At 52.4% G+C, this 12,718-nt stretch carries 6 protein-coding genes and 1 rRNA gene; 4 read left to right on the plus strand and 3 right to left on the minus strand.

Annotated elements, in window-relative coordinates; translation table 11 throughout:
- Positions 1-431 precede the first annotated feature (431 nt).
- Complete coding sequence (locus ACIHKT_RS01035; protein ID WP_174403063.1) at positions 432-3,062, plus strand: cation-translocating P-type ATPase; 2,631 nt, start codon at positions 432-434, stop codon at positions 3,060-3,062.
- Between the two features lie 50 nt (positions 3,063-3,112).
- Here ACIHKT_RS01035 and ACIHKT_RS01040 read toward each other — a convergent pair whose 3' ends face one another.
- The 3 genes from ACIHKT_RS01040 to ACIHKT_RS01050 form a co-directional block, all read right to left on the minus strand.
- Complete coding sequence (locus tag ACIHKT_RS01040; protein ID WP_174193532.1) at positions 3,113-4,183, minus strand: lysylphosphatidylglycerol synthase transmembrane domain-containing protein; 1,071 nt, start codon at positions 4,181-4,183, stop codon at positions 3,113-3,115.
- Positions 4,184-4,392: 209 nt separating this feature from the next.
- Positions 4,393-5,412 (minus strand): tryptophan--tRNA ligase, encoded by a 1,020-nt coding sequence (trpS, locus tag ACIHKT_RS01045; RefSeq protein WP_404352575.1) that lies wholly within the window; start codon positions 5,410-5,412, stop codon positions 4,393-4,395.
- Positions 5,413-5,821: 409 nt separating this feature from the next.
- Complete coding sequence (locus tag ACIHKT_RS01050) at positions 5,822-7,009, minus strand: PLP-dependent aminotransferase family protein (RefSeq protein ID WP_086035082.1); 1,188 nt, start codon at positions 7,007-7,009, stop codon at positions 5,822-5,824.
- 230 nt (positions 7,010-7,239) lie between these two features.
- Here ACIHKT_RS01050 and ACIHKT_RS01055 point away from each other — a divergent pair, with 230 nt between their 5' ends.
- The 3 genes from ACIHKT_RS01055 (at position 7,240) to ACIHKT_RS01065 (ending at position 12,601) form a co-directional block, all read left to right on the plus strand.
- Complete coding sequence (locus ACIHKT_RS01055) at positions 7,240-9,378, plus strand: SpoIIE family protein phosphatase (RefSeq protein ID WP_086035083.1); 2,139 nt, start codon at positions 7,240-7,242, stop codon at positions 9,376-9,378.
- A gap of 153 nt (positions 9,379-9,531) precedes the next feature.
- Entirely contained in the window at positions 9,532-10,770 is a 1,239-nt protein-coding gene (locus ACIHKT_RS01060) for a transglutaminase domain-containing protein (RefSeq protein ID WP_157658886.1), read from the plus strand.
- Between the two features lie 318 nt (positions 10,771-11,088).
- Positions 11,089-12,601, plus strand: a 16S ribosomal RNA gene (locus tag ACIHKT_RS01065).
- Positions 12,602-12,718: the final 117 nt, after the last annotated feature.

Consider the following 12,718-nt stretch of genomic DNA (forward strand, 5'->3'; position numbering starts at 1 on the left):
CCGTTGCTTGACAGGCTGTGACAATCGTTCACACTATCGCCAACAAGAAAAACGCATCTCTCCTTTTATAAACAAAAAAAATAGGAGAAACCGGCGTCTTTTTCAACAAAAACAAAAAGCCCGGCAAATCTTCCATATGGCTTACTTGTTAAGTCATTCTTATAATACCTTTTATCGCCTAGATTTTCAAGGGCAAAAGTAGAGTATTTAGTAGGAATGAACAAAAAGTACCATATATTACCCCGAAAACAAGAAAAGGGCTTATTCTTTAGGCAATAAGAGAGCAAAGAAGTAAGCTTGGATTTCACAAGATTAGAGTTTTGTATAATTTGGCTTCACACCAGCAGGAGAATAATCCATTTTATCCAAATACAGTTTGTACTGATTTCCTAAAGAATTGCATAAAGTGAAAACAGCAGGGGGGATTTCCTATGACAAACTGGCACAACTTGACAGTGGCCGTATGTGAAAAAAAACTGAACAGCAAACCGGAGGGGTTAAATCGGGCACAGGCCGCGGACCGGCGGCGCACATGGGGGAAAAATGCCCTTGCAGGACAACATGGGCAGCCGCTTATCCGGCGCTTTTTAGCACAGTTTCAAGATTTCATGGTGCTGATTCTGCTGCTGGCAGCTGGTGTATCCTTTTTTACCTCCTGGCTGCAGGGCAGCACGGATTATATTGATTCCATTATTATTCTGCTGGTGGTCAATGTCAACGCAGTGATTGGCGTTGTGCAGGAAAGCCGCGCAGAAAAGGCGCTTGCCGCATTGCAGGAGATGGCGGCACCGCAGGCAAAAGCTGTGCGGGGTGGCAGAACGGTACATATTCCGGCGGAAGACCTTGTGCCGGGCGATGTTGTTTTGCTGGAAACCGGTGACCTTGTGCCGGCGGATATTCGCCTGACGCAGACCACCGGACTGCAGGTGCAGGAAAGTACGCTAACCGGAGAAAGCAGGGCGGTCCGCAAAGACGCAGACATCCTGTGTTCGGAAACAGCGCCGTTGGGGGACCGACACAATATGTGTTTTTCCTCTACCAGTGTGACGGCTGGACATGGCCGCGGGTTGGTGGTTGAAACGGGAATGCACACACAGGTTGGGCATATTGCACATATGCTGACAACGCAGAAAACACCGCAGACACCGTTGCAAAAAAAGTTGGAAGTAACTGGGAAAGTATTAGGGACAGGCGCTTTGGTTCTGTGCGGCATCATCTTTATTATGGGACTTGTGCAGGGAACGCCGCCGCTGGAAATGTTTCTAACCTCTATTTCACTGGCGGTCGCTGCCATTCCAGAAGGACTGCCGGCGGTCGTTACCATCGTTCTGGCAGCTGGGATGCGTCATATGGCGGAGCACCGGGCAATCGTCCGCCATATGATGGCAGTGGAAACACTGGGCAGTGCCAGTGTCATTTGCAGTGACAAAACCGGCACACTGACGCGGGACCATATGACGGTGACCGAACTGCGGGACGCTTCTGGGTTACTGCCGGCACACAGTACACGACGGCGGGAATTGCTGGACGATGCCGCACTGTGCACCAACTGCACAGTGGACGGCAGCCATATCTCGGGGGAAGCAACCGAGGCGGCCTTGTGTGAGGCGGCCGGAAACAAAGCGGTGCTGGACCGGCAGTTTCCCCGTGTGCGGGAAGTGCCGTTTTCTTCAGCCCGCAAGCGTATGACCGTAGTAGTTCGCCTGCCGGGCGGACGTTTTCGTGTGATAACAAAGGGCGCGCCAGATGTACTTGCCCCCCTGTGCCGCGGCGGCTGTGCGCTGGCACAGAACCATGAAATGGCCACACGGGCGCTGCGGGTACTGGCAGTGGCACAGAAAGAGGTTTCGTCATTTTCTGGTGTCAGCGACCAGTCGCTGGAAAGCAATTTGCAGTTCATTGGCCTTATCGGTATGTCTGACCCACCGCGGCCGGAGGCGAAAGATGCGGTTGCTTTGTGCCAGCAGGCGGGCATACGGCCAGTGATGATTACGGGCGACCATGTGGAAACAGCGGCGGCCGTCGGGCGGGAACTGGGCATTTTGGGGGATGGAAGTGTGCTGTCCGGTCCGGAGCTGGATGCTATGAAACAGGAAGAACTAGCCTGCAATATTTATCGGTATACCATTTTTGCACGCGTGACACCGGCACACAAGGTGCGCATTGTGCAGGCACTGCAAAGCCGCGGCGAAGTAGTGGCCATGACCGGCGATGGTGTCAATGATGCACCGGCGCTGAAGGCAGCAGACATTGGCTGTGCCATGGGACGCAGTGGAACGGATGTGGCAAAGGGTGCGGCAGATATGATTTTGGCGGATGACAATTTTGCCACGATTGTAGAGGCCGTTCGGGAAGGACGCGGCATTTACAGCAATATCCGCCGGACCATTCATTTTTTGCTTTCCTGCAATGTCGGGGAACTCTTGGCGGTGTTTGTCAGTTTCCTGCTGCGGCTGCCGCTGCCGCTGGCGGCCATTCAGCTGCTGTGGGTCAATTTGGTTACCGATTCATTTCCGGCGCTGGCGCTGGGCGCAGAGCCGGTGGACCGCGATGTCATGAAGCAGAAGCCGGTGCGACGCGGCAGCAGTATGTTTGGGGGCGGCATGGGCTGGTCCATTCTGGTAGAAGGCTGTTTAATTGGTGCTTTGTCCCTGCTGGCATATACGATTGGGCGGGTATTCTTTGACGCCAATCCGGCGAATCCCGTGATTGGGCGTACCATGGGTTTTGCTGTGCTGAGCTTATCACAGCTTGCCCATGCCTTTAATATGCGTAGCGACACGCATTCCCTGTTTGAGAAGGGACGTCCGCGCAATCCCAGTTTGATAGCGGCTACAGTTGCCTGTGGTGCGGCTATGGCGGTGGTTGTGGCAGTCCCTGCACTGGCAGTCATCTTCCGCACCGCGGTGCTTTCGCCGCTGCAGTGGCTGCTGACGCTTTTGCTGTCGGTTGTGCCGATAACAGTGGTGGAATTGGAAAAAGCACTAAAACGCGTACAGGAAAAACATGCGGCGCGCCGCCGGAGAATGCTGCCAAATAAGATAAACCGGCAGGAGCCATAAAAAAACGGAAGCCTTTAGAGGCTTCCGTTTTTTAGCGTGCAGAATTATTTTTAGGCTGCTTTCTTTTCAATCAGCTGTTCGTCCGGTGGTCGGGTGCCGACGTACCGGCGGGAACCCAGCAGTACCAATATATAACCGAACAGAATGGTTCCGTAATAGGTAATCAGACGCCAAACCAGAATAGCAGGCGTGGTGAGAGAGCCGAAGAAGATGGTGCAGAACGCTTTAAAGGAAATTTCCGCGCCGCCGGAGCCACCCGGCAGCGGAACAAATGCGACAACGGTTGCAGCGAAAACCTCAGCTGCGATAATCAGCCATACGGAGGCACCGTGCAGGTGGAAAGCACGGTAAATGCAGTAAGTGTCCAAGCTGCCAAAAATCAGCTGTACAATCGTGATGGAGCAGACAAGGACATACAGCCGGCCACAGTTTTTCCCCATGGTTTTAAATCCGGCATGGAAAGAGTCCAGCTGTTTAATAATGGTTTGGTACAGCTCTTCCGGATTTTTTACGATATGAATTTTGTTCAGCCCTTTCAAGCAGGTGTGCAGAAGCCGGTAGATGAAGCCAGCGTTTACGGAAACCAGAACCACTGCTGCAATGAAGATAATATTTGTGACAAGCCCGAAAATTGTAAACATTGTCAGATGTGTTACGTTTTCTACGAAAAAAGAAAGCTTGGTCGCCACCAGCAGCAGGGAAAAAGTCAGCGCCGTTGTTTGATGTGTAATCGTTTTAGAGGAGATAATAGCGGCGCTTTTACCGGGCTTCATTCCCATTTTGGACATATAGTAAATCTGCATGGGTTGTCCGCCAGAGGAAAATGGTGTGATGGCGGAGTAAAAAATGCCCGTAATGCCAATCATGAAGGAGCGCCCATAAGTCCAGCTTGGATACAAATGACGGCACAAAAGCCAGTTGCACAGGCCTTCCAGTACCCATGTGACGACCAGTGTGCCGAAAGCCAGCAGAATCCAAAATGGGTCCAGCGTACTGAGAATATGGCCTAGCTGTGAAATGCTTTCTTCTTTAAAAAGAGAAAATAAAAGAATGGCCATGGTCACGGCCAGAACAATGACGGTAAAAAGGTGTTTTCGAAGGGCCCTGAAAAAACGTTTCATAATATCTCCAATCAAGAGGTAATAGGGGAAAGAAATAAGCGGGACACTCCCGCGGAACTGCCCAGACGGCAGACAATTTTCTATAATCATACCGCATTCCGGCCAGATATACAAGACTGCCTTTTTATCCTGCGCAGGAAACAGAAAAGGTATGTATATATAAAAAGCACCCTGTGCCGTGGTGGACACAGAGCGCTGCTTTTTGAGAATTATGAACGATGCGGCGGAATAAAGCCGACTTTTTTCATGACTTTCTGCAGGGTGCGGTTGGCGATGCGGGCAGCTTTTTCGGCACCGTCGTTCCAGTACTGTTCCATATAATCGCGGTCACTGCTGTACTGGGCAAAGCGTTCCTGAATGGGACGCAGGTGCTCAATGACAGCTTCACCGACAGCTGCCTTAAAGTCCCCATATCCTTTTCCGGAAAAATCATGTTCAATCTGGTCGAAGGTTTCACCGGTGATACAGGAGTAAATCTCCATTAAGTTGTTGATGCCGTCCTTGCCCTCGCCATAGTGGACACTTGCTTCGCTGTCCGTAATGGCGCGCTTGAATTTGCGCATAATGTCGTCCGGCTTGTCCAGCACATAGATACAGCCGTTTACGTTTTCGTCGCTCTTGCTCATTTTATGGGACGGGTCCTGCAGGCTCATAATGCGCTTACCTTCTTTGCCAACGAAAGCCGCGGGCAGGGTGAAGGTGGGGGAGTAGGCGTTGTTGAAGCGTTCGGCAATGTTGCGGGTAAGTTCCAGATGCTGTGTCTGGTCCTCACCGACCGGGACAAAGTCCGTCTGATACAGCAGAATGTCCGCTGCCATCAGGCTGGGATAAGTGAACAGACCGGCGTTTACATTATCAGCGTGCTTTTTGGATTTATCTTTAAACTGTGTCATGCGCTGCAGTTCCCCGAACTGTGTGTAGCAGTTCAGAATCCATGCCAGCTGCGAATGAGCCGGCACATGGCTCTGCAGGAAAAACAGGCTGCGTTTGGGGTCAATGCCGCAGGCCAGCAGCAGGGCATAGGCATTTAATGTGTGGTGACGCAGGTCGGCTGGCTTTTGCCGGACGGTGATTGTGTGCAGGTCTGCCAAAGCAAAGATGCAGTCATAGCTGTCCTGCAGGGATACCCAGTTTTTTAATGCGCCCAGATAGTTGCCCAGGGTGATGTCACCGCTTGGCTGAATCGCGCTGAAAATGCGCTTCTTGCGTTCTGGCGTTTGTTGTTCCATTTGTATAACCTCCTGTACAAACATGGTTGTTGCTCTTATTTTGTCTGGCAGCAAAGACGGAAAAAAGGCTCCTGTCCCCCTTTTCCGAAGAAGAAGAGAGGGACAGGAGCCTGTAAAATCTCCTGCGGTGCCACCCAGTTTGACGCGAATGCGCCCGCTTAGTGTACATATATACTGCACTTTCCGGAATAACGGGCGGAAAGTCCCGCTTCCCCTACTGCGCAAAAAATTGCGGTTCAGTTCAGCCTCAAAAGTCCATTCGGCGGAAGCTGCGGCACCGGATTTTCACCCAAAGGTCCGGCTCTCTGCGGGGGCAGTTTTTCCGCTTACTTGTCTTTCTCACAGGTTTTGCTGTATGATTGCTGCTTTTGACGCTATTATAGGCAGGCCCGCGGGATTTGTCAAGCGGTTATACGGGCCAGTCGGCAGCCAGTTTGCCAAGAATGGAAATGCCACGTGCGAGGTCCTCATCTGTTGGAGAAGAATAGTTGATGCGGAAACTCTGGCAGGGTGTGTTTTCATCGGTGAGGAAAGCGTTGCCGGGAACGACACACACTTTATGCAGAACGGCCTGCTTACAGTAATCAATCATCGGAATGGATGCAGGCAGTGTGCACCAAATGAACAGGCCACCCTGAATCGGCCGATACTGCAGCAGCGGTGCGGTTTCCTGCAGGGCTTTTTCAGCAACCGCATATTTTTTGGCGTAAATTTTCCGCAGTCCACACAAATGCTTTTCAAAATCCCAGCCATGTAGGAAGCGGTGGATGACATGCTGACTCCAGATGTTGGTGTGTACATCACTGCCCTGTTTGCAGACGACCATCTTCTGCAGCAACGTGCTGCCGCCAGCGGCAAAGCCGACACGCATACCGGGGGAGATGGTCTTGCTGAATGTGCCGGAGTAGAGGACACGTCCTTCTGTATCCAGTGTTTTAATAGAAGGAATATTCTCACCCGCAAAGCGCAGGTCACCATAAGGGTTGTCCTCCAAAATCAAAACATCGTATTTTTTGGCGAGGTCGTAAATGCCGCGGCGCTTTTCCCAGCTGGTTGTCAGGCCGGTTGGGTTCTGAAAGTTGGGGATTGTGTAAATAAACTGAACTTTCCGGTCACTTTTCAGAATATCCTCTAATTTGGTGAGGTCCATGCCGTCTTCCTGCATGGGTACGCCTTTCAGTACAGCATGGTAAGAACGGAACGAGTTGAGGGCACCGATGAAACTTGGCTCTTCACAAACGACAGTATCTCCCTCGTTAAGGACGGATTTGCCGAACAGGTCCATAATCTGCTGGGCACCGCTGGTAATGAGGACACTGTCACCGGGCGTGTGAATGCCGCAGTGCTTTTGCAGAAAGGCGGTCACGTCTTCCCGCAGGGCGGGCAGGCCCTCGGTTACACTGTATTGCAGTGCATCAATGGGCTGCTCCCGCAGGAGGTCATCGCTGCAGCGGCGAATGGCCTCTACCGGAAAAGCTTCCGGTGCGGGGTTGCCGGCAGAAAGGGAGATAACCTCCGGGTCAGCAGCATATTTGAAAATTTCACGAATCGCTGAGGGCTTCAGGGCTTTGACACGGTCGGAGAAATGGTAGTCCATTTTTTTACACCTTCTCTATTAGATTCCCATTAAAAAACTGCCCGCAAGGGCCGTGGCGGTACAGCTTTCTTTCTATTTTAGCACATTTGTACGGACAGCACCATAAAAAGTATGTGCACAGCGGCCAGTTCTGCGACAATCCGACATGCGGCGGCTTGTATAATAGAAATTACAAATTTGTAAATAAAGTACATATAGCGGAATGCTGCAGGAAATGGAGTGGTTCGACAATGGCAAAAGAGCAGACGCTGAATTGGGACCGGGCGGGCACCGCCATGAAGAAGGCCGCACGCCAGGCGGCGTTCTTTGCAATGGGCCTGTTGGCAGCACGTGCCGTGGTATTTGACCGGTGCGCACCTTTTGGGGTAGCGCTGGCGGCAGCCTGCCCATGGGAATACGCGGCGGCAGCGGCGCTGGGTTCAGTGCTGGGGTACCTGCTGCCGGGGACAGTGACCGTACCGATGCACTGCCTAATGGCACTGCTGGCGGCAATGGGTATTAGATGGGCGCTGCGGGAAGCGGCTTCGCGGTTTTTACGGGTGAAAGCGCTGTTTGCGGCGCTGATGGCCGGTATACCCATGCTGTGTACGGGGATGATTGTCTTTTATGTCAACAGTACGGGGACAAGCGGTGCTGCCTATGCAGTGGCTGAAGGCCTGCTGGCAGCCGGCTGGGGATACTTTTTCTCCCAAACAGGGGACCTGTTGGACCACCAGCTGCGGCAGGGAAACTGTTTGCCGCAGGAGCTGACCTGTGCGGCTTTTTCGGCCGGCGTATTTTTGCTGGCGCTTTCTGCACTGAAAATAGGGCCCGTGTCGGTTGGTGGTATCCTTGCGGTGCTGATTACCTTATATGCAAGTGAATACAGCGGTGTAGCCGGTGGCAGTGTATCCGGTGTAGCGGCTGGCGCCTGCCTGTCCTTTTCCGGCAGCGGATTAGGCGGACTGGCAGGTGCGTATGGAGTCGGCGGTCTGCTGGCGGGGCTGTTTGCGCCCATGGGCAGGCTGGCAGGTGCCTGTGCTTTCATTTTAAGCAGCGCGGTTGCAACTTTGCCGGAAGCACTGACCACCCAGCGAATGGACACGCTGTGGGAGGTGGCCATTGCCGCTGTATTGTATATTCTTCTACCGGAACGCCTGACCGGGCGGATTTTAGGGCATTTTTCCATATCAACCGCAAGTGTCGGAGAAACGCCGCGCGCACAGGATTTGCGCCGGACGGTTGTGACAAGACTGGACCACGCCGCGAACGCGCTTGGAAATGTAGCGGACACGCTGGCACAGGTGGGCGAAAAGCTGGACAAGTCTCAGCAGGCACACAGGCAGTCAGCGCTGCAGGTGTACAGCCGTACACAGGCTTCACAAAACCGCCGACGGCTGGTTCAGCAGTTTTCCGTCGTGCGTACAATATTAGAAGAAATGGCATCGGAATTTGAGCTGTTCGAGCACAGCGACAGCACAAGCGCCAGTTTGGTATCAGAAGTACTGTATGAGTTTTCTTTGCAGCCGCTGGATGTCAGCTGCAGAGTGGATCGATTTGAGCGCATGACAATTGAAGCAATGATTGTGCGGGGACAGGGCATACAGGTCAACAAAGCGGAATTGACGCGTGAGATTTCCAAAGTATGCGGGCGGACTTTTTCACAACCGAGCATCAGCCGGACACAAACGGCATGGCGACTTGTCTTTTGTGAACGGCCGCAGTTCCGTGTCATTGCGGCCAGTGCCCGACATAACTGTGGGGATAATATGCTGTGCGGGGACAGCACCCGCTGCTTTGAGGACGGCACTGGCCGGTACATCTGCATTTTAAGTGACGGCATGGGAGCCGGTGGCCGTGCGGCAGTGGATGGCGTGATGGTTTCGGATTTGCTGACACAGCTAATAGAAGCAGGAATTGGATTTGACAGCGCACTGCAGATTGTCAACACAGCCATGGGAGTGAAATCTGGTGACGAATCCACGGCTACGGTAGACCTTGTCAGTGCGGACCTGTATACTGGCATTATTCAGTTCTGCAAGGCCGGCGCCGCCATGAGCTTTGTCTGTCGGCAGGGAAAGGTTTATCCGGTGGACGCACCCGGTCTGCCCGTTGGCATTCTGGAAACAGCGCAGTTTCACTGCGCACAGGAAGAACTGGGGGACAGTGACCTGCTGGTGATGCTCAGTGATGGTGCCCTGTGTGCGGGAACAAAATGGATATGTGATTTGCTGGCAGCTCCGGGGGATGCCAAAACACCGCAGGAATTGGCGGAGGCAATTGTTGCGGGTGCCGTGGCCCGCCGCAGTGACGGCCATGACGACGATGTTACGGCGGTGGTTCTGCAGCTGCATGCGTACCGTCCTGCTATGGAAACAGAAGAAGAATAAAAGATACAGGAATCCGGCCGTATGTGCAGCTGCACGGGCCGGATTTTTTTGCCTATAAAAAAGGAAAAAATTTTTTCCTCCTTATGTATAGGCAAAGAGACTGAAAGCAGGTATAATGGTGAAGTTGACAGAATAGGAAGTGGGGACAGAAGCATGAGGAAAAAGCCTGTATGTTTTCTGGCACTGACGCTGGCACTTGCCTGCTTGACGGGATGTGCACTTCCGGAAACAGACAGTGTATCTATTCCACCGGTCCAGACGGTTTCTTCAGCGGCAGCGGGACAAAGCTGTACGCTGGTGTCACAGCGGGGAGATTACAACGGCCTGCCCAGTGACAGCTGCCGCCGGCTGTACCAGCAGATGCTGGCCTGTGCCGGAAAGATTGCAGACCAAAAAGAAAAGAATGGCTATCCGCTGCAGCCTGCTGTCCTGTACACACAGCTTTCGGACAAAGATACACAGCTGACAGTGATGGCATTTTTTAATGATAATCCACAGATGTTTTGGGTTTCTAATCAATATACCTATACTTACTCTTTCACTGCAACCAGTGTGCAGCTGTACAGCCGTGTTTCACCAACAGTCTGCAGCAGTATGCAGAAACAGCTGCAGACAGCTGTGATAAGGGCAATGGCCGGCACTTCCGCCAAACAAAGCGAACTGGAACGGGAAGAAAACATTTATCAGGCGCTGGCGGACCGCTGCAGCTACGCGAATTCTTCTGCAGGCAAGGAACAGGACTGGCAGGACTATACTTCTTATGGTGCCCTCGTAAAAGGCAAAGCAGTTTGTGACGGCTATGCCCGTGCCATGCAGCTTTTGTGTGCGGAAGCGGGACTCTCCTGCCGGCTGGTCAATGGCAGCTCCAAAGGTGCGGCACATATTTGGAACCTGATTCGCATCGGCGGGAAGTGGTATCACTTTGACGGCACATGGATGGACAGCAGCGTGCGTACCTATGATTATTTCAATTTAACGGATACGCTGATACGGCAGGACCATACCATTTGTCCATCAAACGGGAACAATGCGGCCGACAGCAACCTGCCGATGCCGAGCGCCTCTTCCATGGATGCGAACTATTATCAGGCACGCGCGGTGCAGCTGACCAGTTTGGACAACAACAGCAAAAAAAAGCTGGCGACAGCTTTGGCACAGGCAGCAGCCAGCGGCAGGACGGTGCTGGCACTGCATTTAGGGGAACATCTGCCATACCGGCAGACAGTAGATGAGCTCTTTAATAGTATGCCGTATTTCTTTCAATCTTGTGTGGCAGCGGCGAACCGTGCACTGCCTGGCGGAAAAAAGCTTTATTATGATGGAATGCACTACAGCACCGCGGAAGCACAGCGTGGAATAAGCATTCAGCTGACTTATGCAAAAAACGGCTGAAAAACGGGCATAAACGCGCTTTTTAAAAAAAAGCAAAAAAAGATGAAAAAAGTAGTTGACAAAGGGAGAAGGCAGTGGTATTATATATGAGTCGCCGCGAGAGAGGCGCCCGGGGCTAAGGCCTAAGGGAGCTGAAATTGAGGCGGCGCAGGACCTTGAAAATTAAACAACGATGACAAGTAACGGACCCGAAAGATTCCGAGAGGAATGACGAGAAGCTGACTCGTAAAAAAACAGCAAAACGATACGCAAGCGTATCAAAACGAGCTACAAAAGCTCTAGAGTAGATTTGGATGCCGAAAGGCGTTTAGATATCATATTTTAGAGAGTTTGATCCTGGCTCAGGACGAACGCTGGCGGTGTGCCTAACACATGCAAGTCGAACGAAACTTTTTGCTTCGGTAGAAAGTTTAGTGGCGGACGGGTGAGTAACGCGTGAGGAACCTGCCTTTCAGAGGGGGATAATGTCTGGAAACGGACACTAATACCGCATGACATTTTCTGTTCACATGGACAGAAAATCAAAGGAGCAATCTGCTGAAAGATGGACTCGCGTCCGATTAGCTAGATGGTGAGATAATAGCCCACCATGGCGACGATCGGTAGCCGGACTGAGAGGTTGAACGGCCACATTGGGACTGAGACACGGCCCAGACTCCTACGGGAGGCAGCAGTGGGGGATATTGCACAATGGAGGAAACTCTGATGCAGCAACGCCGCGTGAAGGAAGACGGTCTTCGGATTGTAAACTTTTGTACCTAGGGACGATAATGACGGTACCTAGGCAGCAAGCTCCGGCTAACTACGTGCCAGCAGCCGCGGTAATACGTAGGGAGCGAGCGTTGTCCGGATTTACTGGGTGTAAAGGGTGCGTAGGCGGCCAAGCAAGTCAGCTGTGAAAACTATGGGCTTAACCCATAGCCTGCAATTGAAACTGTTTGGCTTGAGTGAAGTAGAGGTAGGTGGAATTCCCGGTGTAGCGGTGAAATGCGTAGAGATCGGGAGGAACACCAGTGGCGAAGGCGACCTACTGGGCTTTAACTGACGCTGAAGCACGAAAGCATGGGTAGCAAACAGGATTAGATACCCTGGTAGTCCATGCTGTAAACGATGATTACTAGGTGTGGGGGGTCTGACCCCTTCCGTGCCGGAGTTAACACAATAAGTAATCCACCTGGGGAGTACGACCGCAAGGTTGAAACTCAAAGGAATTGACGGGGGCCCGCACAAGCAGTGGAGTATGTGGTTTAATTCGAAGCAACGCGAAGAACCTTACCAGGTCTTGACATCCAACTAACGAAGCAGAGATGCATTAGGTGCCCTTCGGGGAAAGTTGAGACAGGTGGTGCATGGTTGTCGTCAGCTCGTGTCGTGAGATGTTGGGTTAAGTCCCGCAACGAGCGCAACCCTTACTGTTAGTTGCTACGCAAGAGCACTCTAGCAGGACTGCCGTTGACAAAACGGAGGAAGGTGGGGACGACGTCAAATCATCATGCCCCTTATGACCTGGGCTACACACGTACTACAATGGCCGTTAACAGAGAGAAGCGATACCGCGAGGTGGAGCGAACCTCAAAAAGCGGTCTCAGTTCGGATTGCAGGCTGAAACCCGCCTGCATGAAGTTGGAATTGCTAGTAATCGCGGATCATAATGCCGCGGTGAATACGTTCCCGGGCCTTGTACACACCGCCCGTCACACCATGGGAGCCGGTAATACCCGAAGTCAGTAGTCTAACCGCAAGGAGGACGCTGCCGAAGGTAGGATTGGCGACTGGGGTGAAGTCGTAACAAGGTAGCCGTATCAGAAGGTGCGGCTGGATCACCTCCTTTCTATGGAGAACAGAGCAGATGAAACAAGCTGCTCGAAATCCTAGGTCGGTCGGATTAAAAGCTTGTCAATCGTTGTTTAATTTTGAAGGCCTTGCGATGCAAGACTTTCAGAAGATG

It is taken from the genome of Caproicibacterium sp. XB2 (genome assembly GCF_044880635.1).
GTDB lineage: Bacteria > Bacillota > Clostridia > Oscillospirales > Acutalibacteraceae > Caproicibacterium > Caproicibacterium lactatifermentans.

Excerpts from the sequence above, each read along its gene's own strand:
- ACIHKT_RS01035 (WP_174403063.1), top strand. The coding sequence starts at position 432 with ATGACAAACTGGCACAACTTGACAGTGGCCGTATGTGAAAAAAAACTG.
- ACIHKT_RS01040 (WP_174193532.1), bottom strand. The coding sequence starts at position 4,183 with ATGAAACGTTTTTTCAGGGCCCTTCGAAAACACCTTTTTACCGTCATT.
- trpS (WP_404352575.1), bottom strand. The coding sequence starts at position 5,412 with ATGGAACAACAAACGCCAGAACGCAAGAAGCGCATTTTCAGCGCGATT.
- ACIHKT_RS01050 (WP_086035082.1), bottom strand. The coding sequence starts at position 7,009 with ATGGACTACCATTTCTCCGACCGTGTCAAAGCCCTGAAGCCCTCAGCG.
- ACIHKT_RS01055 (WP_086035083.1), top strand. The coding sequence starts at position 7,240 with ATGGCAAAAGAGCAGACGCTGAATTGGGACCGGGCGGGCACCGCCATG.
- ACIHKT_RS01060 (WP_157658886.1), top strand. The coding sequence starts at position 9,532 with ATGAGGAAAAAGCCTGTATGTTTTCTGGCACTGACGCTGGCACTTGCC.